We start from the raw sequence: 22192 nt of genomic DNA, 5'->3' as shown, positions 1-22192 counted from the left end.
GATCGCGGGAACTCGGGTCCGCCACGATCAGCCGGACTCAAACGAGCATCAGGCAGGTTCTTCTCGGTCGAAGCGCTGGCCATCTACGCAACGCCTTTCGCGAACCGACGCCGGGTATCTGCGGATTTCGTAGCGACTCACCAGGTCACGGATCGGCGCGACCTGAGGCCGAGTCAGTCCGCTGCACCGCATCGCGGACGTCCTCAAGTCTCAGCTTGCGGCGCGTTGGCATAGAAAGCCCGCCAATCCGACACCAACCCGGCAGTGGCATGATGTTCCGCGGAACGTTGTGCGCTCAACAACGCTTGGGACGTACTCATCGAGGACTCTTGCCGGGGACACTTCTGGCCACTTCGCGTGCCGGCGAACTCGACGGCGAATGTCTTGGTCGGATGGGGCCACAGCGGCCCCACGGTCGAGGTCGGGGTGCCGGTCACCCGACGGTGCTGCAGATCCGTGAACCCCAACCTCGACCGGAGTATGCAGGTGAATTTTCCGGCAAAGGTCGGCACACGGCCAAGCGACTGGTCGGCACCGACCTCGCCCAAGCCGTCCCCCTGGTCATCGCGGCCGCCGCCGGCCACCTCCTGTTCGGCGACGTCGACTGGAGCGTGGTGCTACCTCTGCTGGTCGGCAGCATCCCCGGCGCCTACTTCGGGGCCCGCCTGTCCTCGCGGGCATCGGCCGGACTCGTGCGCCGCGCCCTGGCGCTGGTGCTGCTGCTGGTGACCGCGGGACTGAAGATGCTGGGTGTCAGCAACCTGTTCACGCTCGTCGGGTTTGGCGGTCGCGCTGGTTGGTGGGACCGTCGGGTGGATGCTGGTACGCACCCGCTACGGGCTCAAGGCGACAAATTGGCAGGATCGGCGGGTCACGGTTCGCAGCCAGGGTTCGTCTGACTGAGCTCGCGTTTTCTCGCTGGTCACAGCATTGTTGGTCCCGAGTCTCGGCGTCTGCCGCATGGGCGAATCGAAAATCAACTATCGTTGAGGTTCAGGCTTTCGCAGCCGGCCCCTTCTCTCCCGATCGGGACCGGACGAAAGCCTCCTGGGCGCCCCGCCGGACCGACCCCCGACTGGTCCGGTGGGGCTCTCTTATTTCTCGCGCTTTTCAGCCCGGATCGGGTGCCGCCGCGTCACTGCCGGCGTTCATCTTCCATGATTTCGAGTGTTCGCCGGTTGGCGACGGCGTGGTCACCGCGGAATATGCCGATCGGGGCCGCGAGGATGTGATCCGCACCGGATTCGGTCACCCCGAGGAGTTCGACCAGCGTCGAGCGTGCCCCGCGTTCGCTGTCCGCGCCGGCGATGGCGGCCATGACCCGGTCAGGCTGAGAGTGTGCGGCGATCAGCGCCCGCAGGGCCTCAATGCGCTCGGTCTCGTCGTCTTCGTCGCTGCGACGGGTCCCTCGGGTCGGACGCTCATCGAGAACCGGCCCGTCCCATTCGAACAGCGAGTCGGGCAGCGTCTCGGGCACGCTCAGTCCGTCGACGGTGAGGGCCACCCTTCCGTCGGGTGTCGCCAACCGGATCAGCACGCCCGTGGCGTCGTCGAAGGTCATCTCGATCGGATCGCGCTCCGGGGCGCGTAGCCGGATCGACCAGGCGGCACGTCCGCCGATGGTGCGCTGTTCGGCATCACCCTCCACGGCCATCGACGTGCTCATCTTGTGGATCAAAGATTCGCGGCCGAGGAGATCGAGCGGGCTGAACCGGGCACCGAGCATCGGCAGGCGGATGTCACCGTCGAGTCGGCGCATGTGGCCCTCGACCCGCACCACCGCGGTGGCGCCGGACGCGATGTACACGGGTTGGCCCTCGTGTTCCACGCACCACTTGCCGCCGGGAGCGTGCTGGAAGTCGACACGTGAGGCCTCGTTCTTCTCGGTGGCGGTCAGTGTTCCGCTGAGGCATATCGCTTCTGCGGCAGCGTTGCGGCCGGCCAACTCGATCCACGACGGCGTCCCCATGGGTCAGGCTAGATCGGTAGTGTAAGTTCCCAAGTCAACCGGCCTCGATGAATATTCGATTCCCCGATCGCAACTCCAGCCCTACGGTGACGGGATGTCGTCAACAGGAACCGTCGAGACCTGGCATCAGGAGCTGGGTTGGGGTGTCACCGTTTCGGCGGATACGCCGGGCGGGACGTCGGCGGACTCGTGCTCGTTGAGAGTGGAGGCCGTCGCCGAGCTGTCCGAACCCGGGCTGATGGGTTTGCGCCCGGGCACCGCCGTGGAGTTCGAGTGGTCGGCCGTCGTCCCGCCGGAGAACGGCTGCGACTATGTCGCGGGGTCGGTGTGGCCCGCCGGGACGACTCGGCAAGAGCGCCCGCAGGCGCCGTTTATGACGTGGCTGTGGCGCAGCGTCGGCGATCCCGGACCGGACGGCTTGACGACGATGCGCGAGTCCGTCATCGATGACTTCGACGTGCCGCGAACCGAGCCGCCGGCCCTGCCGACACCCACCGGCACCGTGCACATCCGGCGGGGTGGAGGGATACGACTTTGAGGCGTTCAACGTACGTACCAAGCCGAGTGAGGACGGGTCAGTAGCAAAGGAGTGACGATGACCGTGCACGCATATCGTGAACGATCCCCAGCCGACTGGCTGTTCGGTCCGGAGCAGGACTGGGCGCACCTGGCCGTCCTCGCTCCGGTTGGCTACGAGCGGTATGCGCGTCTGCGCTTCATCCCCGACCCCGAGTTCCTCGGCCAACGCGAAAGTGACGCCAACATTCCCGACCGCGGCGGTCCTGATCCGTCGGAGATCTGGCAGATGGGTGTCGCGGTAACGCATCTCGCGCGTCACACGACCACTCCTGACGACTGCTTCTACCTGATCTGGGAGGGCTGGCCCAAGGTCGCCGCGCTGAGCACCGGACTGGGCGCCGCCACGATCGACCTCGCCGACGACCGCGGCTCGGTTGTCCGTTCCTACTACCTGTACCGCGGCGACACCGATCTGATCGGATGGGATGACGACGAGGGCGAGGGACTCGGATCACGGCTTCCCGTGCCGGCGTTCGTGTGGCCGGCCGACCGGGCGTGGTGTATGGTCCGCGACGTCGATCCGCACTTCGCCAGCATCGGGGCATCGTCGGCGGGAATCGCTGATCTACTTGATGATTCGCGCATCGACGTCGTGGAGGACGAGTTCCCTCGAGAGCCGCCGTGGTATGCGTGAGCGTGGTAGCGCACGCACGAAGCGTTGACAGCACTGCTACCGTGATGTGGTGACTCGACCGAAAGGCGCATGAGCGCCGCGTGTTTTGGGCGGACGACGTTTCGCCCCTCCGAAGTGTTCTTCAGTGCCGGCTATGTCTGGGTGCTTGATGCCATCCAGCCCGTTGCCGCGCTGTTCGATCCCGCTACCCAAGAGGTCGTCCGGCTGGTGTCGTGGCCAGAGATGGCGTCGGATCTGCGGCGACCTTTTCGTCGTCGGATCGACGTAGACGACCAGGGATTCTGGATTCAGTACGCGCCCGACGAACCATTGGGACGCATCGGTCCAGACGGACTGATATTCGCGACCTACACTCACGGCGCGGAACTCATCTGCTGTGGAGTCGACGGCGCCTGGCTCAAACCACCAGCACCCAAGCGCAACGACATCTCCCCTACGCCGGACCGACCCCCGCGGCGAGAACCGAAATCGACACTGCTGCACGTTGACCGGACCGGCTCGATGTCCACGATCCCCGTCGACGGCATCGTCTTTCACGCGCACGCCGAAGAAGGCACATTGTTCGTGTCAGTACACCATGAGCCATGGACTCGCGAACTCGTTGACTACGGAGATACACCACCGCCCACCGGTGGTGATCGCTATCGGGTGGTGTGGGCGAATTCGGGGTTGTCGGTGCGGCTGGACGCCCCGCACCCCGACGCCCTGGTGCGCCCCGACCACATCGCGACCACCTGGTCCAAGGACACGAGCTACACCCAGGACTATGCCGACCCGACCTACAACGAGGCGCACCTGCGCAAGCGGGCAGTCGGATATGGCGTGCGGTGGCACTGGGGACGCCGCACACCCGGTAAGGAGCGCACGATCGTGCGCGCGTACACAGACACGGGAACTGACCCCGAGCCGTTGTGGACGAAGGAGATCGACGACCGGTGGGTCATGCGCGGTGCCGCAGAGCACCACCGCGCTTGGTTGTTGACCCGAGGGTCCACTCGTTCAGGTGGGCGAACCCGGCTCGAGGTGTGGGATGCGGATGCGCAGTCGGTCTCAATGATGTCAGCGATCGACGACATCGACATCTCTGCACACCGTTGGCCGCTCCGACCGCGGCCCGTCGACCACGACTCGTATGCGCAGTGGTGCGTGACCTTCTTCGACGGAACACGGTTCGCCCACCAGGTGTCCGATGTACAGGCGGAGTTCGTCGGAGACTGGCCCGACGGAGTCGTCGAACTCACCTACCGGCACATCGCATATCCGGGACTTTTCATCCGCTCCCGGGTCGGTATCTACGACGCGCTCGGGCGCAAACGACAAGAGCCGTTCGGCTGGATAGTCACCGAGCTACTCGAACAGGCCGGCACCCATGCCTATCCATCCGCGTCACTGGCCGTCGACGGGGTGTTGTACGCATAAGCGCCGTAGCTGGTAACAATCGTCTGATGATGCGCTGGACGCTCGACCACGGGACCCGGTTGCCACCGGGGTGGAGTTACCTGCCGCGGACCGAAGAGGATCGGGCGTGGGAGTTGTTCATCGATCGATTCACGACATTCCGTCCGAGCGTCGACCCGAAGGGCTGGCCGGCCGTAATTGATCCGACTCCGTCGGTGACCTTCGATCTGTCTGTCCCGGAGAACTCGCCCGGTGTGTGGAGCGCACAGTTCGACGCGATCAACGCCGAAGCACAGCGTTGTTTCGTGAGCGTGTTCGACGATCACGAGTGGATCGTGCTCGACTGGCAGCACCGTGGGTATCGGCTCGATGACAAGGTGCATGCCGACACGTTCGACACCGAGTGGCCGGTGACGGTGTACCCGAACGGCGACTACTACATCTTCGCCCGTCCGGATTTCAGCACCGGAACGTTCGGGCACCCGTGGGAGAAGACGCTGTGCGTGTTCGGCAACGAGTTGGTCCACACGCTGGGACGGACGTTGGCGACCTGGCTGCCGCGGAAGCGGTTGAACGGCAACGCGGTTTGGGAGGAGAAACATGATGACGCACTGTGACGCTCCGATGATCGCGCGATCCACGGCCGGTGAGTCATGAACGTGCTACTCGCCGAGGCTGGACTATCCGAATGCGGCAGAGACGCGGCGTGTAGCGCGGATTTGAACCGACTGTTCTACACCGCCATTGCGATGCTCGTCCTGTTCTCCGTCTGGTTCACCCTGTCGATGTTTGCCACCGTCGACGTCATCAGCCGACACATCGGCTGGCGGCGCAGCGTGATGTGGCTTGGCGTCGTGTGGATCATTCCGATCGTGGGTGCTGCCGCATGGCGATTCGGACCGTCCCGCCGAACTCCAGCACCATCGAGTAATGACATGGCTGAGATGGATTAGGGGCTCCCGATCTTCTGCATCCGTGGACCACACCCGCCGCAGCGGCCCCGCCTACTCCACAGCCACGGAGATGAGCTTTCCGACCGCGTACAAGCTACCGAGTGCCGGATTGGCCGAATCCGCCGTCACCTGATCGACATGCCCCGTCGGCCAGGTGGGCGACCAGAGGTAGCGCACCTCCTCAACCACTCCGGCGAACTCAGGGACGCTTCGGCGTAGGAACGGCTCCAGGTATTTGTCCTCGTGCGCAACGCCAGGGCTTTGCGCCCACTCAACAGACGGCATACCCAGGTCCGGACCGACGTCCGGATACGCTTCGAAGTCTCGGCCCTGACCCGAGACCACGCGCGGAACACCCTCGCGTTCAACGACAGCAACGGATGGAAGCCGTGTACCGAACTCGGCTGGAATCATCGATCCGGTCAACGGTGCCCACCGACACGTCAACGACACCGCCCGACCAAGATCTACCTCGGTCGTCGGCGGCTCATCGGCCAAGAGAACCGATGTTGTCCGAAAGCGAGATCAACTCTCCAGGAGTAATCTTGCGCTGCGCGACGGATACCTCGGCAGCGACGGAACTCGATGGTCAAGGCTTTGTCTCGGTGTATTCCGATTCCGAACCGGCCAACGTTCGCGCTTCCGAGACACTCTGCTCGTGAAGCTGTAGGGCCAGATGTGACGACATCGCGGCGTCTACATGCGGCTCGATGACCGGTATGCGTTGGCGGGTCGCATAAGGTTCGCCCATGGCAAAGGTTCGCGCAGCGTGGACCGTCTTGGCGCTGCTCGGTGTCGGCCTCGCAGTGTGGGCGGCCTTCGGGCCGGTGGGATCAGTATCGATGTCGTGTTCCAAATCGGGCGAGCTGTACCTGCCGAACATGCCCACCGGCGCTACTTGTGATGACCCCATGTACTCGGTGGTGGGAATCTGGCCCTTGGTGCAAGTGGGCGCACTACTGGCAGCCGCACCGTCGCTCGCGGCGGCGATCATGCGGTGCAGCGTCTCGTGGTTGGCGGTCGCCGTACTGGCGGTCCTGTCCGGATTCGGGCTCGGCCACTGGAGTGGCTTCTGGGGGCTGCTGCTGGCCTGCATACCCATGACCATCGTCGCGCTTGTCATTGCGCTGTGCCATACGGCCGTGGCAACGCCGACGCAACACGCCCGCCCACCACGCTGACTCACGCCGTCGGGCGTACGGCAGTATGCACACATGGGTCGACTCTGCGTGACGTTGATGTTCGCGGGAAGTGTGATCGCGCTGCTGGCGGCAGCCCTGTTTCAGGGAATAATGACTCCGGGCGACGGTTCGTACATGGCGATTTCGTCGTTCGGCGGCGGCAGGGTCGCCCTGTCGGAACCGATGCGCTATCTCGCTGTAGCCGCGGCCGGTGCGGTAGTAGGAGCTGTGACCGCCGGAATGCTGTATGCGGCCGGTGCGCGCGTGGATCCGCAGCGGCGGATCGGCACGACCGTGGTGGCCGGCCTGCTCGGGTCCGCGGTGGGCGTAGCACCCGTCCTACTCGCGGTTGCGTTGATGGTCGACCTGTCTGACTGGCTGTCGCCGCTGGTGCCGTACGCGATCAGTGGCGCTGTGGCGTACGGGCTTGCAGTTGCCGCGGTATTCCTGGCCCTGCGGGCCGTCGATGATCCCGCGACAAGCCAGACTGTTCAGGCTGTGGCTGCGGTGCTACCCGTCGGCGCACTGCTGGCCACGATCTGCGGCGTGGCCGGTGCGTGGGCACTGGGCTTTGCGACGGTCACCTCGACGTGGATCGTCGTGATCGCCATCGTCCTCATCGTCTTGTCCGCGACCTTCGCGGCAGGCCGCGCGATCGGTCTGCGCCAGGTCACCGACAACTGAGACCTCACAGCCGAGTGTCGGTCGGTTCGGATTCCAACGCCAACACACCGAACACACATTCGTGGATGCGCCACAGCGGGTCTCGATCGGTGTAACGCGCCAGGGCTTCACGGCCCAACTGGTACTCGCGGAGTGCCAGCGACCGTTTGTGGGTCAGGTCGCGCGAGCGCAAGCGCTCGAGATCACGCTGGTAGCCCGGACCGTAGATGATGCTGAGGTAATCGGGTCCGCGCACCTTGATTCCGGGCGCCACGATCCGACCCTTGTTGTCTCGGACGAGGTTGCCGGACGGCTTCACCACCATGCCCTCTCCCCCGCGTGCCACGATGTCGCGCCACCAGTCCACCCCCTCGGCACGCGACATCTCGTCTGTGGTGTTCACGACGCGATGCGCGGTGGGGACGAACAACGACGGGTCCGCTGTGGCGAGCTGATTCACCCGCTCCAGATGCCACTGGTGTGAACGGGTTTCGAGCGTCATCGACTGATCGGAGTTACCGCAGGCCAGGATCTCGAACGGCGCGATCCGCACGTCGTCGATCGTGGCGCCCACCTGGACATGCCGGCGGTAGGCGTCGGTGAAAGCGTCGATGTCGTTGCGTTGCTGCGCAGCACCAGCACGCAGCGCATCGACGTCCAGGTCGCGTTCGGCCGCGCGGTCCAACTCCGCCGACAGCTGCGCCAACTCCGGCACGGCTGCTGCCGAGACAGAGGCGAACTCGTCACGGATCAAACCCTCACCCTTGATGTTCCATGGCAGCAACTCGGCATCGAGAATCAGCCAGTCACAGTCGAGTTGGTCGAACAGCGTCCGAGACGCCGCCCGGGCTTGTTTCAGCGTGGCGGCCGTCGTTGACGGATCGAAGAACGATCGGCCGGTGCGCGTGTACAGCGCACCGGACCCGCCGATGACACCGAATGCGCGACGCGCCGCGTCGTCGTCGCGCGTCACCACGAGCACCGCCCGCGATCCCATGTGTTTCTGTTCGCACACCACCTCGGTCACGCCGCGGTCGGTGTAGAAGTCGAACGCAGCCTGCGGGTCCTCGAGCAAGGCCGGATCGGCGCTGCCCACGGGACTCATGGTGGGCGGCAGGTACCGCAGCCAGCGCGGGTCGATGGCGAACCGCGACATCACTTCCAGCGCCGTGGCCGAGTGGTCCTCGGTGACGAGCACCGACGGCCCATAGCGGGTGAGAATGCGACGCTTGCCCGTGACGTCGTCGAGGCGAACCGCTGCGCGCACCCGCGCATCGGCGTCGGACTCGCCGTAGCCCATCGGCCGCTCGGGAGCCCAATACGTCTGGCGGGCCGCCACATCGATCAGGTCCATCTCCGGGTAGCGCAGCGCGGTGAGACGTCCACCGAAGACGCAGCCGGTGTCCAGGCACAGCGTGTTGTTGACCCAGCCGGCCGCCGGCACCGGCGTGTGTCCGTAAACCACGCGAGCGCGACCGCGATAGTCGCGGGCCCAGTCGACCCGTACTGGGAAGCCCCAGCGGTCGGTGCCCCCGGTGGTCTCGCCGTACATCGCCAACGACCGGACTCGCCCTGAGGTTCGGCCGTGGTAGCGCTCGGCCAACCCGGCATGGGCCACCACGAGTTGCCCGTCGTCGAACACATAGTGCGAGACCAGCGAATCCAGGAATACCATCACCTCGTCGATGAACTCCACGGGCTCCCGGTCCAGTTGTTCGATCGATTCAGCCAGACCGTTGGACAAGGTGACGGAGTCCCGGGACCGGCCCGATCCGCGTCGCTGTCGCAGTGCGCGTAGCAGCTTCTCCTCGTGATTCCCGCGTACGCAGATCGCTTGGCCTGCTTCGACCATCGCCATCACCAGGCGCAGTACTCCGGCGGTGTCGGGGCCGCGATCCACCAGGTCACCGACGAACGCGACTCGCCGACCGGCCGGGTGATCGTCCATGCCGCGGACGGTGCCGTCCACGTCGCGGCGCGGCGACCAGCCGAGATCGACGAGCAGATCGCACAGTTCGTCGCAGCAGCCGTGGATGTCACCGATGATGTCGAATGGGCCGTGGTCGTCGGTGCGGTCGTTGAACACTCGGGTCCGAACGAGCGCCGCAGCATCGATGTCGTCGACTCCCGTCAGCGTGTGGACGAAGCGGAAGCCCTCCTTGCGCAGGTTGCGTGCCTGCTTGAGCAGTGTGTGCTGGCGGCGCACCACGCCTTCGTCGACGTCGGAGCGCCCGGCGACACGCCGCACCAGTTCGGTGACCGGGACGTCCAGCACGATCGCGACGGCGAATACGTCGTGCTCTTTGGCCAGCTCGACGAGTGCACGACGGTCCTCGGCGCGGACCGATGTCGCATCGACTACCGTCAGCAGCCCACGCCGCAGACGCCGTCCGGCCACGTCGAACAGGGCAGCGAAAGCGTCCCCAGTAGCCGACTGGTCGGCCGGATCGTCAGCGACCATGCCACGGAACGCATCCGACGAGAGCACCTCGGTGTCGCGGAAAAGTCGGCGCGCGAATGTTGTTTTTCCCGAGCCGGATACGCCGATCAATACCACCAGGCACAGATCCGGGACCTCGATCGCGGTCATCGGCGGCCTCCTTCACTCGAATTGAGTTGAGGCGAGGAGTCGTCGCGAGTGAACACCGCACACTGGGTGGGCGCGCCGAGCCCTTCGACCGGCTCGCCGACTCCGTCGATCGTTACGCGGTAGCGGTACTCCTCGGCCACCGAAGCGCACCACTGCGCGAAGTCGGCGCGCGTAAACTCGAACCGGTGGTCGGGGTGACGCCACTGCCCGGCCAACCCATACGCTTCGTTGTGGTCGTGGTTGGGGGTGGTGATCACGACCGTTCGGGGGGCCATCTCGTCGAAGACCGACGACATCGCGGTCGGCAGCCGATCGAACTCGATGTGTTCGATCACTTCCATCAGCACCACGGCGTCGAATCCGCGGCAGCGCGGGTCGGTGTACATCAGCGACGACTGCCAAACCGACGTCCCACGCCATCGCTGGAGTCGCTCACGGGCGCGGTCCACCATGGCCGGTGCGACATCCACACCCGCGATCTGCGCACCGGGCAGTGCCGTGACGAGCTCGGCCAGCAGTCGGCCTTCCCCGCAACCGGCGTCGAGAACCGATCTGGCGCCGGCACGTGCGAGGCTCTCGACCACCCATTCCCGACGGTGCCTCGCCAGTGACGCCCGGCGCTCGGGCACCGCGTTGGCATCGTCGGCGGGCTGCGCCGTTGTCACATCCCCGGCCAGACGCATCACCGCCTCGTCGGTCAACGAACGGACATGCTTGACGTAGCCGGCTGCGATGTCATCGCGCCGTGGGTGGGTGTCCAGCCAGCCATCGCCGAGGCGCTGCAGCTTGTCGACCTCGGCGTCATCGACGAAGTAGTGCTTGGCTCCCGCCAGAACCGGCAGGCATACCGATAGGTGCCGCAACGCATCTCGGACAGTGTGCACACCAGAGAGCGAGATCGTCACGAACTCGGAGTCACCCCACTGCGGCGGCTCCAAGGGTTGGGCCGAGGTTTGCACAGTCCAACCAAGTGGCTCGAACAGTTCCGCTGGGCTACACCGGCCGCCGGTGGGGACCGACGGCACGGTCAGCGTCATCGGCCAGCGATTATCCACCAGTTCGGGCCGGGTGGCGCAGCGACCCGCGAGCGCGTCACCGAACACCTTGCCCAGCACCACCACCAGACGCGACGACGCGGCGAATGGCACCACATTCACATAGCGACCCATCCCCTCGGCGCGATCCACCTTGGCGCCGACCCCATCGACGTGCAGCACCACGCGGCACAACTCGGGTGACGCGGCCGGAAAGAACACCGTTGCGCCGCCCTGCGATGTTGCGAACTGCTGCACGCGATCGGGGTGTTTGTACAGCAGGAACCCGACATCGGTGGCCGGGACCTGCGCAGTTCCGGCAACCTCGATGGACGTCAACACCACTTCACGGTATGGCACAGCGCAACTGGATTGTCAGCGGCAAGGAGATACATCGCTCAGCTCGGTGAGAACCCACCGACATCCATCCCGATCCACAGCAGCGCGATGATCGGGAAAATCACAGTGAAACCGGCCCATAGGAACCCCACGATCCACCGACTCGCCTTCCACCGCCAGAACATGATGCCGCCGATCCCGTAGATCAGTGTGGGAGGAAGCGCCCAGATCAGCCAGTACATGATGGGCGGGCCGGGCAGCTCCCCGGCACGTTCGCGTGCGGGCACCGCATAGGCGACAGGTAGGTCGGGCGTCGTACGCAGCGCCCACACGGCCGAGTAGAACGCAAGGACACAGCCACCGACGAACACCATCGCCTGCAAGACGACGATCACGATATGACGCACTATCCACCAGCGGTGGAGGCGCGCGACATCCGCCTGGTCGTTGTCGGCCATGACGCAACGCTACTGGCCGCGGCAACAAATGCGCTCGGCCACGCAGACCGCAGCCGTGTCCACACGACGGCGCGTCGAAAAGGGCTGGCACGAAGACTGCCACAACTGGGACGATTACATCCATGACGAGTCCAGACCTCCATCGGCGGTGGCTGTCATGACTGACTATCCGTTCGACGTAACCGACCGATGGACCCGTACCTGGCGAACACGACACTGGGACGGAGCTACCGAAATCCCTTCACGATGGGCGAACGCGGTTGCTGCCGTCGAAAATGATCTGAGCTGTTGGACCCGTAAGAAGCCATTGCCGGACTTCACCGACCATGAGTGGGACGTCTTGGTCATCGACTCCGACAACGTGTTGTTTCAGCTACGGCAACGCGATTCGACCGGCTGGGGCGGATACCTGATGACGGAGAACCCGCTGGAGACAGACCGACCGGCCGCAAGCTGCATCGTATTCCTCGCCGACGAAGTACAAGGCAATCTGACGGGCCACCGCAGGATCGACTGGCCGTCGGCCGGGTGGGACGTTCTCGACCCAAGGGTCGTCGATGGGACTGCGATGTGGTGTCGAACGCGTGATGCCACTCCGATCGCACGCGTGGGTGCACTGTGCACTGACTGCACCACGGGGTGGTGAGTACATCTATGGACGCCATCGCCACCCGCCAGCGTAACCAGCCGGCGCCGCCGTCGGTCGTCTTCGAGGATCTGGTGACGCCGAATCGGCAACCGGGCCGACCCTGGCTTCACCTGCTCGACGATGAGATCGCGCCGGTCGTTGTCGAATCCGCCCCTCCCACCCGGGTGGTCTGGTCATCGCTGTGGATCAAGCGGCCAGACGCCCAGATCGTGTTCGACCTGAGCCCTGGTCGCGGGGGCACCGATCTGCGGTGGACGCTGCTCGTCGATCCGCCCGGCCCCGATGACCGCCAGTTCCGCCATCTGTGCCAACGCATCGGCACCTTGATCAACGCCAACCTGCGATACACATATGGTCAATAGGGAAAGCGGCTACCGTTTGCACATGGATCACTATGTGCGCCAGGAACCGATTCCTGAACCAGAACCGGTGCCGCCCCCACGTGGTTGGCGTGCACGACTGCGGGACTGGCGACACCGACTGTTCGGCTCGGAGCCGAGCGCATATTCGTCGATCTCTCCGCGCAAGCCCGACGGCAGTCGCGGCCCGATCTTTCCGTTCAACTCCAGCGGTGGCGGAGGCGGAAGCGCGTAGACGGGGCTGTTTGAGGCTGTCGGGGCAGATGGCTATCCGAGGTGCGGCGTGGCTCCGGATTTGCTCCAGCTATGGGCGTCGCTCGGAGGAATCGCCCGATTTCTACTGCAGGTGTCTGACCCAGTGCTGTCCTGCGATAAGCGAATGCCGGTCTGGCGCGTGTTCTGATCAGGGGGCGCCCCGGCTGGCTGTGGATTGAGTGCTTGGAAGCGAGCGAGTGTCTCGTCCTTGCTCAACGAGTCGTCATCGATCCAATCTGTAGGCATTCGTCCAATTACGGCTCAATCTCCGCGACTCGCGGCGACCGCGCCACGTCACTGAACGACTTCCCAGAGCGCCGCGCCGAGGAGACCGGTTTCCGAGATGGGGACGAGCCCATCGTCGTGTTCGCGGAGTCGCTGGTAGATCGCGCGCATCGCCGCGCGATCAGGAAGGTGTTTTCCGCCAGCTGCCCGCATGAGGATCGTGGTGGTGTTCACCACAGTGATCGCGCCGACCGATTGGCCTTGATTGCGGAGGCGGTCGAGGCGAGCGCGTTCTGCTTGTGCAAGTCGCGCGCCTTGTTGATCGTCGATAATGACTATTACGCGTTGTCCAGAAAAGGCACGGACCGCAGCGTGTGCGACGACCATGGTCTCGCCGAGGTCACGCGAGGATCTCTTCCGCTCAGCAAATGGTAGCCCGGTTATGCGGGCTACGGCGGCGATGAGTTCGGGTGTCGCATCGTCGGACAGGATCTCGAGATACTTTCCGGGTAGCTTGTTCCAGACTGCCGTCACCGCGGTGAAACGGTTGTCAGTGCGAGCCTTCTGCAAGACCTCGTCACGCACCGTTTCTGGTGTGCAGATCGGGCCGAGGACGTCGATGAGTAGTCGTTCTTTGTTGATAGCCAGAAAGTTCAGAGCGGGGCCGGCGTCGATGATCGGCCGACTGGTCATTGCTTGGAGTCCTCATCCCGATCCCAGTCGATGGGATCTACGGCGGGAAGGTCGTCGGCATCGCCCCACTCGACGGTGAGCGGCTTGGGAGCGATGCCTTGCTGCTCGAGGTCGGCGATCACCGCGGCGACCGGCTGCCCGAGGACGGTCGCGATTGTTTGGGCGGACACCACGTTGTCGATGTAGCCGGCAATGAGTCGGCTGACGAGTTTCTGGGGTGCACGTGGCCGATCGGACTGCGCCTGCAGCGTCTCGTAATGATCGAGCCACCCGAACCGGGCCGCGACTTGCGGAGTGGTCAGCACTTTCCACCGATCAACGGTGTCGGTATCAATGACACCGGCATCGCCCATGACGATCGCTGCGATCGCGGGGGATACTCCGAACAGCTGCACTACTCGGGACAGATCGGCTAGGCGCGCAGTCGAGCCATTGTCGATGGTGTCGGCGATGGACTCGATGGGCAGCAACAGGTGGCGGGCGAACGCGCGGGCACGCTGCTCCATGGAACTCGACGGCGACTCGCTCTCAGTGGTAGTCCAATCCTCGAACACCACGTGCGCCAACTCGTGCGCCAATGTGCTGCGTTGGCGCATGGGCGCACGGGTTTTGGCGACCGCGATCATCACGACGTGACGATCCGGATCGCGCATGGTGAGACCGTGCTCGTCGGGCCCGACGTCAAGCACCGCCACATCGAGTCCCGTTGTTTGCTCGATGACCGTGATGACATCGCCAAGCGGTTGCGTTCCCAGATGATGATCAGCGCGAAAGGCGGTTGCCGCGGAACGCGCTCGAGCTTCGATGCTCATGCAGCCGGCGAGGTAATGCCCTGGTCGTCAAGATAGGCGTCGAGTTCCAGAAAGTGCAGCAGTCGCGCGCGCATCTCATGCATCATCGCACCATTGGTGGAGCGCGACGCGCACTGCACACGGTCAGCCAGCGCGGATGAATTGGCGAGCTCGCCGACGGTACAGCCGGTGGCGTGGGCGATGGCCACGAGCTCATTCATCTTCACCGTTCGCTTGCCCGTCATGATCCGACAAAGCGTGGATTGGGAGATGTCAGTGATCTGCGCCAAGTCGCGCTGGCTCAGACCCGCTGCTGCCATTGCCCGCGTGATCGCTTGTGCCGTCTCCTCACCTGGCATCGCCCGCACCTCCTGAATCAAGATCGAAAAGAGTGATTCAACTGTAGGTGCTCGGGTTGCTGCTGTCGAGTTCCACCTCAGCGGCCGGGGGGCTGATCCCTACGTCGGCGCCCCGCGTGAACCCTCTGGCACCGCGACGGTCGCGGAGTCGTGGGGCGTGCCGTCGGGTAGGAACTCCACACGTCGAACCCGGTCGGGGCCGTCGACGACGATGGTGCCGCACAGCGCTCGGTCCGGCGGCAGGGTGCGGATGACCATCGAACCCCGTCGGTGGCGTCGAGCACCGACGCTTTGGTGGCCAACACGGCGGTGCGAAAGGTGTCGCCAGCGTCGCCGAGGGCGTGCCCGCCAGCAGCGGTGCCCGCAGTGAGCCACGGATCTGCGCCTCCAGGTTGCGGCATTGGTCGCGTTCGGCCACCGCGGCGCGGGCGGCGTTCTGGCCCACGGCTCGCCTGCGGAGCTGTCAGTATTTGGTGATTTGCATCACATTCGGCATTTCGCCAACCGCACAGTACTGGATCTTATGTGCGGCCGTTCCGACACCAGGCCCAGGCGGACGCTTCTCAAGGCCGCCCATAACCGTCGTCAACGACCGCATCGTGCACCAATGAGAACGAAAGTTGCTGTGTCCAAATATGTTTAAGGTGGAGCCCGCATAACTCGAACGCGAGAGGGCGAAGCCATATGATTCCGATACACGACAAACGACCGCATGCTTGGCGTTGGGCCCCGACCGTGCTCCAAGCGCTCAGGCTGCTCTACGACGTTGCGCGGCACGGCTGGCCGTGGTGACACGTCGCAGCGAAACTCCGCGCAACCTCGAAGACCATCTTCGGCGTGAAGACGTAGGTGGTGACGCGTACGGGGACGGAATGATAAGCGGAAGCCTCTTTCCCTGACAGCCACCTCCGCCGACCCTCCACAACCACACCGTCAACGTTCCGCGGAACGCTCAACGTGTCAGAGTCCGTCGATACATTGATCGGTAACCGGTTCACGTCTGTCAGGGGGTCATGATGTCGGTTACCGCAGTGCCGTCGTCCACGAACGAGCCATCACCAACGAGTAAGTCGTCCAGCATCTTCGACCACGTGGCCACCGATGACCTGACCACCGAGGAGATCGGGACTCGGCTCGTCGGATACGCCAGCCAGATGGCGGCATTGACGGCGCGGTTCCTCGAGTTGCTTGCGGAGTTCGACCGCCGCGGCGGCTGGAGCGGCGAGGGCATCATGTCGTGCGCGCACTGGCTGACTTGGCGCACCGGCCTATCTATCCGGACCGCGCAGGAACATCTGCGCATCGCCCATGCGCTGCCGGAACTTCCGCTCCTGCGCCAGGCCTTCGCCGAAGGACGATTGTCCTATTCGAAGGTGCGGGCCCTGACCCGGGTCGCCACACCGGAGCGCGAAGAAGAGCTCCTCAACGTTGCTCTGTCGGCCACCGCCTCCCAGGTGGAGCGTCTGGTCCAGTCCATCCGCAACGTCGATCGCCACAAAGACGAATCCGAGCGCGGCACCATCGATTCCAGCAGCTCGTGGAGTTGGAACTTCGACGGGTCGTTGTCGGTGAAGCTACGGCTCTCACCGCTCGACGGCGCCCGATTCCTGGCCGGCGTCGTCCGCGCCGAGTATGAGCGCACCCGCACCGCCGGCGACCCCGACCTACCCACCGAGCCCGCCCCCGACGAGGACACTCCCGACGTCACCAAGAAGTCGCCTGGCCACCCGGGATCGGCAGACCTGTGGCGCAACGTGCCCTCCGACATCACACCGGCGGTCGTCGCGATGGGCGACACCATGCAGAGCACGATCTCCGTGCCGGAGTTCGTGCCCGGTGCCGAACTCGTGGTCCACACCCACGACGATGCCGACCCCCACCTCGACGACGGACCGGCGCTCGAGGACGCCGAAGTCGACGAAGCCGCCTGCGGCGGAGCTGTTCGGAAGGTCAAGCACGGCAAGAAACGCAAAGGCGCACGCGGAATTGTGCTCAACTACGGCCGCAAACGTCGCATGCCGACGCGAAAGGTGATGCGCGTGCTATTCGAGCGGGACCGCTGCTGCCAACACCCCGGCTGCGGCCGCACCCGCCACCTACACGCACATCACGTGCAGTTCTGGTCGCAGGACGGCCCCACCAACCCCGACAATCTGATCCTGCTGTGTTCGGCCCATCATCGCGCCCTGCACCGCGGCGAGTTCGCGATCAAAGCCCGCGGCAGACAACAGTTCAGCTTCCACAGACCCGACGGATCGACCATCGAGCGTGCACCCGCAGTCCACAAACCCGACGGTTGGCAACCGGATACGGCTATCGACGACGACGCAGTGCTACCGATCAGTCCCGGACGTCACCTCAACGCCGGCTACGCGACCGAAGTCCTGTACGCCGCGTGGGCATGGAAGGCACGCCAATCCGATGCCGATCTCGCGGCCGCATGACGTTCCGCGGAACGCTCCGGGCCGAGTCACGGACGTGGGGTGGCCCGCCGAACACCCCCTAGCTGGGGGATGGTCACGCACCCGTTCCTGCGATGCACTTGATGCAGACGACGAATCCAGGTCCAGAGCAGGATCTGGCGGAGGTGACGACCATGACTGACGCACTGGTGATCGGCAGCGGCCCCTCGGGGCTGGCAACGGGTGCCGAGTTGGTGAAGCGAGGCATCGACGTGACCGTGCTCGAGCGCGGCGAGCGGACGGCCTCAGCCTGGGCTGGCAGATACGACGGATTGCGGTTCAACACGAGCCGCTGGTGGTCGGCGTTGCCTGGCGCACCTTTTCCGCGCACATACGGGTGGTTTCCCACCCGCGACCAGTACGTCCACTATCTCGACGACTACGCCGCCGCACGACACGTGCCGGTTCGCCACAGCGTTGCGGTCGAGCGAATCGATCCCGCGCCCGAAGGTGGATGGAATGTCACCGCCACTGGCAAGAGCTTCCACACTCGCCACGTCGTGGTGGCCACCGGTGTGTTCAATGTCCCCTGGCTGCCGGACTGGGCGCGCGGTGATCGCACACCACCGAAAGTTCTGCACGCGAGTGACTACCACAATGCAACGCCATACCGAGGCCTTCGCGTCCTCGTGGTCGGCGCGGGCTCGACCGGCATGGAAATCGCGCGCGAACTCGCTGACGGCGCGGCCCAGGTGTCGCTGTCGGTCCGGACCGCCCCGAACATCCTGCTGCGCAGTAGCGGCGGACTCCCCGGGGATCTTGCCGTACCGCTGATCCTGCGTCTGCCAACCGATCTGGCCGACTCCTTCCTGGCCACAGTCCAACACGCAACCATCGGCGATCTCTCGCCGTACGGGCTCACCTCTCCACCTGCCGGGGTGATCGCGCAGCTGCGTGAACGTGGCGCCGGAACTGCCGTCGTGGACAAGGAGGTCATTGACGCCATCCGGGACGGAGGCATCCGCATCGTCGCTGCGGTGGACGGACTCGACGAACAAGGCGCCCAGTTGGTCGACGGGTCGCATGTGGGAGCCGATGTCGTCATCGCTGCAACGGGATACACCACCGGACTGCGCGAGATGGCCGGGCACCTCGACGTTCTCGACGCACGTGGTCTGCCCCGAGTTGTTGATGGCGGTGAGGTGATGACCGGCCTGCGATTTGTCGGCTATGTTCTGCGTCCGGGGCTGACCGGCTACACCGGGAAGCTCGCTCGAGTGGCCGCTCGGGGCATCGCCGCCGCCCGCGATGACATGGCTGCGGTGGCGAGCTGAGGCAGCGTCAGCCCGACGGGGCGACATGCACCCGCGGCTGATGCTGCAGCCGAGCCAGGAGCTCGGGACGACTACTCACTCCGAGCTTGGCGAAGATCGATTTGATGTGACCACGCAATGTTTCTGGTGTGATCCAGAGTTCCTGTGCGACGTCGGCGGTGTCCATGCCGGTGAGTAGTAATTGCGTGACCTCCTGCTCCCGCGGCGTCAACTCGTGCAGGTGGAGCAGCAAGGGAGCGATGTCGGCCCTGCGGGCCGGTTCGAGGACGACGGCCGTACTCGTAGTGTCCAGCCGCATCCCGCGGACCAGCAGCCACTCGCCGGACGCTCCCTGCGTTCGGGCAAATGCCGGCGGTCCAGCGCGCTCACTGTCGGCCAGCGCCCGGGCCTGGGCCGCGACCTCGTGCACGACAACCGAGGCGTCCAACCGCGTGCAGCCGATCGAACCGAGCCAGCGCTGCGCTCGGTCCGTCGCGGTCATGACGCGTCCCGCGTCGTCCAGAACGACCATCGCGAGCTCCTGATCGGCCGAGAACTCGAGGTGATGCAGCAGGAGCCCGGCCCGGAGACCGTGCGCGATGTGCGGAGACAGGCGCGCGATGATGTCGACCTCACGGCCGGTGAACCACGGGTCGTCGGCCAACCGCGTCATACACACGTGACCCCACGTGATCTGACCCGCACGGAATACCGCACGCAACTCGTCGCCGTATCCTCTCGGCCGGTAGACCTGAGCCCACCGTGCACTGCGATCGAGATGGCCGTCGGTCGCCGCGCTCAGCGACGACGCGGACTGCGACCCTCGGGCCAGGTCGACGAACTTGTTGACATCGTCGACGGTCAACTCCAGTTCGATCAGCGCCAGATGCGCCTCACGGGGAACGTCCTGTTCGTACACCCCGGTGATGAGCAATGTGTCCGGGTCGACGAGCAACCATCCGGCCACCGCATACGGGACGTGCCGCCGAACGGCACGCGCCACGTGCTCGAGCAGTCGGAGCGGTTCATCGGTGCGCGCACAAATCCCCGCGACCTGCTCCACCAGCCGGTCGTCTGCTCGGGTGTGGCTGACCATGGTGTATCCATGATGAACCCCCGCGGCGTCTATCGCACGAGATTTCTTGCCGGCAGATGACCCCCGCTACGTCGACAGCCGCGATGCCTGCCCACGCCCGATCCGGCTGCGAGCATATGCCTGTTTGCGGAGGCTCGCCAAACCTCGGTGCCAGGTTTGACACCCCAGCCGGCGGGCAATGTCCGCTGCATGAGTTCCTTGTGGTTCCAGACTCCCGATGCGGCGTCGGATGATCGCACAGTTGCATCATCACCCGACCTCGCCGATAGCCGCTATGACCATGTCGTGGTGGGCGGCGGCATCACCGGCCTCACCACGGCGTTGTTGCTCGCCCGCGCCGGCCGGAAGGTGGCGGTGCTCGAAGCTCGGCACCTCGGGGCGGCCGCCACCGGGAACACCACCGGGAAACTGTCGCTGCTGCAGGGCACCCGCCTGTCGTCGATCTCCCGCAAGCACGGACAGACGGCCGTCGACAACTACGTGGAGGCCAACCGGGAGGGTCAAGCGTGGCTCACCCAGTACTGCCGGGCCCGCGGCATCGCGTTCGAGGAACGCACTGCGGTGACGTTCGCGACCACCGACTCTGGCGCAGCCAAGGTCCTCGAGGAGGACGCGGCCTGCCGTGCCGCGGGACTACCGGTCGAGGCCGCCGACTGCGCCGAACTGCCGTTCCCGGTGCAGGCGGGTGTCCGGCTCGACGGACAAGCCCAGATCGACCCGATGGTGGTGGCGCGCGCGTTGGCCGACGACGTGCGTGAGCACGGTGGTCAGATCTACGAGGGTGTTCGCGTGCGCGGGGTGGGTCATCGTCTCTCACCGCAAGTGGTCGACACCGACGCCGGGAAGGTGCACGCGGACTCCGTCGTGATCGCCACCGGAACCCCGTTTCTCGACCGTGGCGGATTCTTCGCCCGCGTCCACGCGCAACGGTCGTATGCGGCTGCGTTCACCGTGGACGGGCCCATCCCTCAGGACATGTATCTCGGTGCCGACGACCCGTCGGTGTCGCTACGCACCGCTCCCCGACCCGGACACGACGGCGAACAGTTGCTGCTGGTGGGCGGATTCGGCCATGAGGTCGGCAGGGTGGAGTCCGAGCAGGCCCACGTCAACGACATGCTGCGCTGGGCCGAAAGCACCTTCCCCACTGCCCGGCTGGTGGCTCGGTGGTCGGCGCAGGACTACACCTCGATCGACGAATTGCCCTACGTGGGAGCGCTTTTGCCCGGGATCGACGGCGTCCAGATCGCGACAGGCTTCGCGAAATGGGGGCTCACCAACGGTGTGGCGGCCGCGTTGGCCATCACCGGGCGGCTCCTCGGTTCCGCCCAAGGATGGTCGACGAGCCTGCAGCCTTGGCGCACTTCGGAACTGACGTCGGCACCGACTGCGGTGTCGACGAACCTGCAGGTGGCCAAGTACATGCTGAGCGGCTACCTCACGCTGGCCCGCTCGACCGACCCCGCGCCCGCAGAAGGTACCGGCAAGGTGGGACACGACGGCGTGGTTCCCCGCGGCGTCTGCACCGTGGACGGCACCACGACGTCGGTGGCGCCCTTGTGCACCCACCTCTACGGCGTGCTGCGGTGGAACGATGCCGAAAACAGTTGGGACTGCCCGTTGCATGGTTCACGGTTCGATCATCGCGGGAATGTGTTGGAAGGGCCTGCGACGCGGCCGCTGCCGGGGTCGCCGGCGGCGTCGTCCTGAGGTCGCGGACCAGGCAGAGCCCGTCAGTCCGTCAACTGAACAACAACTGCCCGATCTCGAATCCCGCCCGATGCATCTCCGGAAGCTCGGACTTGTTGCCCGCAGCCACAAGCACGCCCCCGCCGGTGGTGTCGAAGAAGATGCCGGTGGTGTTCGCGGTGATGAACATGAACACAGCGATGCCCAGGAACACCAAGCCCAGCAAAAGTCCCAGCCCACTACTCACACCGAGCGAGGCGGCCGTCGCGAAGAACATGAGTGCCAACACGATCGACACCGCGCCGTAGAACATTCGCCTGCCCGACGCCTTGGTCCCCAACGACAGCCGGCTCACGTGACGCAGCGGCGCCTCGTGCTGGATGAAGCCGTGGCGGAAGATCCCGAACAACAGGTGCGGGTCGTGCACGATGACCCGACGATCGGTGACGGTCACCGTCGTCTTGGCGTGCGTCATGAATGTGCGCGGCGTGAACTGCCCGTGGTATCGCACCACTTCGCCGGCGAGCAGCGCGGGCGGCATAGCTATGGTCATCGGGCACCTT

The 22192-nt window shown here is 65.2% G+C and carries 24 protein-coding genes; 13 read left to right on the top strand and 11 right to left on the bottom strand.

Translation table 11 applies throughout. The features are described 5' to 3' along the window. The first annotated feature begins 443 nt into the window (after positions 1-443). Positions 444-899 carry a sulfite exporter TauE/SafE family protein gene (locus L1892_RS22395; RefSeq protein ID WP_235725987.1) on the top strand — a complete coding sequence of 152 codons (456 nt, stop codon included), beginning with the start codon at positions 444-446 and terminating at the stop codon, positions 897-899. 236 nt (positions 900-1135) lie between these two features. Here the strand turns inward: L1892_RS22395 and L1892_RS22390 are convergent, their stop codons facing one another. After that, positions 1136-1969 carry a hypothetical protein gene (locus L1892_RS22390; protein WP_235725986.1) on the bottom strand — a complete coding sequence of 278 codons (834 nt, stop codon included), beginning with the start codon at positions 1967-1969 and terminating at the stop codon, positions 1136-1138. 94 nt (positions 1970-2063) lie between these two features. On the opposite strand from L1892_RS22390, the gene L1892_RS22385 reads away from it, so the two are divergent. From L1892_RS22385 to L1892_RS22365, 5 genes are all read left to right on the top strand, one after another. Beyond that, a complete protein-coding gene (locus L1892_RS22385; protein WP_235725985.1) occupies positions 2064-2507 on the top strand; it encodes a hypothetical protein in 444 nt (147 codons plus the stop codon). A gap of 57 nt (positions 2508-2564) precedes the next feature. Continuing rightward, positions 2565-3182: a hypothetical protein gene (locus L1892_RS22380; RefSeq protein ID WP_235725984.1), complete on the top strand. Its 618-nt coding sequence runs from the start codon at positions 2565-2567 to the stop codon at positions 3180-3182. Positions 3183-3251: 69 nt separating this feature from the next. Continuing rightward, a complete protein-coding gene (locus L1892_RS22375; RefSeq protein ID WP_235725983.1) occupies positions 3252-4601 on the top strand; it encodes a hypothetical protein in 1350 nt (449 codons plus the stop codon). A 26-nt stretch (positions 4602-4627) separates the two neighbouring features. Further along, a complete protein-coding gene (locus L1892_RS22370; RefSeq protein WP_235725982.1) occupies positions 4628-5197 on the top strand; it encodes a DUF2716 domain-containing protein in 570 nt (189 codons plus the stop codon). 36 nt (positions 5198-5233) lie between these two features. Continuing rightward, the gene (locus L1892_RS22365) at positions 5234-5533 is read left to right on the top strand and encodes a hypothetical protein (protein WP_235725981.1); all 300 of its coding nucleotides are present in this window, start codon (positions 5234-5236) and stop codon (positions 5531-5533) included. Between the two features lie 51 nt (positions 5534-5584). Here the strand turns inward: L1892_RS22365 and L1892_RS22360 are convergent, their stop codons facing one another. Next, on the bottom strand, positions 5585-5878 hold the full coding sequence (locus tag L1892_RS22360; protein WP_235725980.1) for a hypothetical protein: 294 nt from the start codon (positions 5876-5878) through the stop codon (positions 5585-5587). Between the two features lie 404 nt (positions 5879-6282). On the opposite strand from L1892_RS22360, the gene L1892_RS22355 reads away from it, so the two are divergent. Together L1892_RS22355 and L1892_RS22350 are read left to right on the top strand one after the other, a co-directional pair. Next, positions 6283-6714, top strand: coding sequence for a hypothetical protein (locus L1892_RS22355; protein WP_235725979.1), 432 nt, complete (start codon positions 6283-6285; stop codon positions 6712-6714). 33 nt (positions 6715-6747) lie between these two features. Next, positions 6748-7398, top strand: coding sequence for a hypothetical protein (locus tag L1892_RS22350; RefSeq protein ID WP_235725978.1), 651 nt, complete (start codon positions 6748-6750; stop codon positions 7396-7398). A 4-nt stretch (positions 7399-7402) separates the two neighbouring features. Here the strand turns inward: L1892_RS22350 and L1892_RS22345 are convergent, their stop codons facing one another. From L1892_RS22345 to L1892_RS22335, 3 genes are read right to left on the bottom strand one after another with little or no spacing between them, the layout of a single operon-like run. Then, the gene (locus L1892_RS22345; protein ID WP_235725977.1) at positions 7403-9967 is read right to left on the bottom strand and encodes a polynucleotide kinase-phosphatase; all 2565 of its coding nucleotides are present in this window, start codon (positions 9965-9967) and stop codon (positions 7403-7405) included. Then, positions 9964-11343, bottom strand: coding sequence for a 3' terminal RNA ribose 2'-O-methyltransferase Hen1 (locus L1892_RS22340; RefSeq protein WP_235725976.1), 1380 nt, complete (start codon positions 11341-11343; stop codon positions 9964-9966). Before L1892_RS22340 ends, L1892_RS22345 begins: the two co-directional genes overlap by 4 nt. Before the next feature lie 56 nt (positions 11344-11399). Next, positions 11400-11798 (bottom strand): hypothetical protein, encoded by a 399-nt coding sequence (locus L1892_RS22335; protein ID WP_235725975.1) that lies wholly within the window; start codon positions 11796-11798, stop codon positions 11400-11402. Between L1892_RS22335 and L1892_RS22330 the strand changes: the two genes are divergently transcribed. After that, positions 11797-12444: a hypothetical protein gene (locus tag L1892_RS22330; protein WP_235725974.1), complete on the top strand. Its 648-nt coding sequence runs from the start codon at positions 11797-11799 to the stop codon at positions 12442-12444. The two genes, L1892_RS22335 and L1892_RS22330, sit on opposite strands and share 2 nt — an antisense overlap. 8 nt (positions 12445-12452) lie before the next feature. After that, positions 12453-12809: a hypothetical protein gene (locus L1892_RS22325; RefSeq protein ID WP_235725994.1), complete on the top strand. Its 357-nt coding sequence runs from the start codon at positions 12453-12455 to the stop codon at positions 12807-12809. 546 nt (positions 12810-13355) lie between these two features. Here the strand turns inward: L1892_RS22325 and L1892_RS22320 are convergent. The 4 genes from L1892_RS22320 to L1892_RS22305 form a co-directional block, all read right to left on the bottom strand. Then, positions 13356-13979 carry a PIN domain-containing protein gene (locus L1892_RS22320; RefSeq protein ID WP_235725973.1) on the bottom strand — a complete coding sequence of 208 codons (624 nt, stop codon included), beginning with the start codon at positions 13977-13979 and terminating at the stop codon, positions 13356-13358. Then, a complete protein-coding gene (locus tag L1892_RS22315; protein WP_235725972.1) occupies positions 13976-14791 on the bottom strand; it encodes an ImmA/IrrE family metallo-endopeptidase in 816 nt (271 codons plus the stop codon). The genes L1892_RS22320 and L1892_RS22315 overlap by 4 nt, the downstream gene beginning before the upstream one ends. Then, on the bottom strand, positions 14788-15129 hold the full coding sequence (locus tag L1892_RS22310) for a helix-turn-helix domain-containing protein (protein ID WP_235725971.1): 342 nt from the start codon (positions 15127-15129) through the stop codon (positions 14788-14790). The genes L1892_RS22315 and L1892_RS22310 overlap by 4 nt, the downstream gene beginning before the upstream one ends. A 99-nt stretch (positions 15130-15228) precedes the next feature. Beyond that, entirely contained in the window at positions 15229-15387 is a 159-nt protein-coding gene (locus L1892_RS22305; protein WP_235725970.1) for a hypothetical protein, read from the bottom strand. Positions 15388-16145: 758 nt separating this feature from the next. Between L1892_RS22305 and L1892_RS22300 the strand changes: the two genes are divergently transcribed. Then, positions 16146-17573, top strand: coding sequence for an HNH endonuclease (locus L1892_RS22300; protein WP_372475409.1), 1428 nt, complete (start codon positions 16146-16148; stop codon positions 17571-17573). A 152-nt stretch (positions 17574-17725) separates the two neighbouring features. After that, positions 17726-18865 (top strand): flavin-containing monooxygenase, encoded by a 1140-nt coding sequence (locus L1892_RS22295; RefSeq protein ID WP_235725968.1) that lies wholly within the window; start codon positions 17726-17728, stop codon positions 18863-18865. A 7-nt stretch (positions 18866-18872) separates the two neighbouring features. On the opposite strand, the gene L1892_RS22290 is transcribed toward L1892_RS22295, so the two are convergent. Further along, entirely contained in the window at positions 18873-19940 is a 1068-nt protein-coding gene (locus L1892_RS22290; protein ID WP_235725967.1) for a helix-turn-helix transcriptional regulator, read from the bottom strand. A gap of 189 nt (positions 19941-20129) precedes the next feature. On the opposite strand from L1892_RS22290, the gene L1892_RS22285 reads away from it, so the two are divergent. Continuing rightward, a complete protein-coding gene (locus tag L1892_RS22285) occupies positions 20130-21650 on the top strand; it encodes an FAD-dependent oxidoreductase (RefSeq protein WP_235725966.1) in 1521 nt (506 codons plus the stop codon). A 31-nt stretch (positions 21651-21681) separates the two neighbouring features. On the opposite strand, the gene L1892_RS22280 is transcribed toward L1892_RS22285, so the two are convergent. Beyond that, the gene (locus L1892_RS22280) at positions 21682-22182 is read right to left on the bottom strand and encodes a hypothetical protein (protein ID WP_235725965.1); all 501 of its coding nucleotides are present in this window, start codon (positions 22180-22182) and stop codon (positions 21682-21684) included. Positions 22183-22192: the final 10 nt, after the last annotated feature.

The organism is Gordonia tangerina, assembly GCF_021556435.1.
In the GTDB taxonomy this organism is placed as follows: domain Bacteria; phylum Actinomycetota; class Actinomycetes; order Mycobacteriales; family Mycobacteriaceae; genus Gordonia; species Gordonia tangerina.
The sequence above is the reverse complement of the archived record's forward strand: the minus strand, read 5'-3'. Positions and strand labels throughout refer to the sequence as shown.

Excerpts from the sequence above, each read along its gene's own strand:
- L1892_RS22335 (WP_235725975.1), bottom strand. The coding sequence starts at position 11,798 with ATGGCCGACAACGACCAGGCGGATGTCGCGCGCCTCCACCGCTGGTGG.
- L1892_RS22305 (WP_235725970.1), bottom strand. The coding sequence starts at position 15,387 with ATGGTCATCCGCACCCTGCCGCCGGACCGAGCGCTGTGCGGCACCATC.
- L1892_RS22330 (WP_235725974.1), top strand. The coding sequence starts at position 11,797 with ATGACGCAACGCTACTGGCCGCGGCAACAAATGCGCTCGGCCACGCAG.
- L1892_RS22375 (WP_235725983.1), top strand. The coding sequence starts at position 3,252 with ATGAGCGCCGCGTGTTTTGGGCGGACGACGTTTCGCCCCTCCGAAGTG.
- L1892_RS22300 (WP_372475409.1), top strand. The coding sequence starts at position 16,146 with ATGTCGGTTACCGCAGTGCCGTCGTCCACGAACGAGCCATCACCAACG.
- L1892_RS22350 (WP_235725978.1), top strand. The coding sequence starts at position 6,748 with ATGGGTCGACTCTGCGTGACGTTGATGTTCGCGGGAAGTGTGATCGCG.
- L1892_RS22365 (WP_235725981.1), top strand. The coding sequence starts at position 5,234 with ATGAACGTGCTACTCGCCGAGGCTGGACTATCCGAATGCGGCAGAGAC.
- L1892_RS22385 (WP_235725985.1), top strand. The coding sequence starts at position 2,064 with ATGTCGTCAACAGGAACCGTCGAGACCTGGCATCAGGAGCTGGGTTGG.
- L1892_RS22325 (WP_235725994.1), top strand. The coding sequence starts at position 12,453 with ATGGACGCCATCGCCACCCGCCAGCGTAACCAGCCGGCGCCGCCGTCG.
- L1892_RS22315 (WP_235725972.1), bottom strand. The coding sequence starts at position 14,791 with ATGAGCATCGAAGCTCGAGCGCGTTCCGCGGCAACCGCCTTTCGCGCT.
- L1892_RS22290 (WP_235725967.1), bottom strand. The coding sequence starts at position 19,940 with ATGGTCAGCCACACCCGAGCAGACGACCGGCTGGTGGAGCAGGTCGCG.
- L1892_RS22310 (WP_235725971.1), bottom strand. The coding sequence starts at position 15,129 with ATGCCAGGTGAGGAGACGGCACAAGCGATCACGCGGGCAATGGCAGCA.
- L1892_RS22285 (WP_235725966.1), top strand. The coding sequence starts at position 20,130 with ATGAGTTCCTTGTGGTTCCAGACTCCCGATGCGGCGTCGGATGATCGC.
- L1892_RS22370 (WP_235725982.1), top strand. The coding sequence starts at position 4,628 with ATGATGCGCTGGACGCTCGACCACGGGACCCGGTTGCCACCGGGGTGG.
- L1892_RS22345 (WP_235725977.1), bottom strand. The coding sequence starts at position 9,967 with ATGACCGCGATCGAGGTCCCGGATCTGTGCCTGGTGGTATTGATCGGC.
- L1892_RS22295 (WP_235725968.1), top strand. The coding sequence starts at position 17,726 with ATGACTGACGCACTGGTGATCGGCAGCGGCCCCTCGGGGCTGGCAACG.
- L1892_RS22390 (WP_235725986.1), bottom strand. The coding sequence starts at position 1,969 with ATGGGGACGCCGTCGTGGATCGAGTTGGCCGGCCGCAACGCTGCCGCA.
- L1892_RS22355 (WP_235725979.1), top strand. The coding sequence starts at position 6,283 with ATGGCAAAGGTTCGCGCAGCGTGGACCGTCTTGGCGCTGCTCGGTGTC.
- L1892_RS22280 (WP_235725965.1), bottom strand. The coding sequence starts at position 22,182 with ATGACCATAGCTATGCCGCCCGCGCTGCTCGCCGGCGAAGTGGTGCGA.
- L1892_RS22320 (WP_235725973.1), bottom strand. The coding sequence starts at position 13,979 with ATGACCAGTCGGCCGATCATCGACGCCGGCCCCGCTCTGAACTTTCTG.
- L1892_RS22380 (WP_235725984.1), top strand. The coding sequence starts at position 2,565 with ATGACCGTGCACGCATATCGTGAACGATCCCCAGCCGACTGGCTGTTC.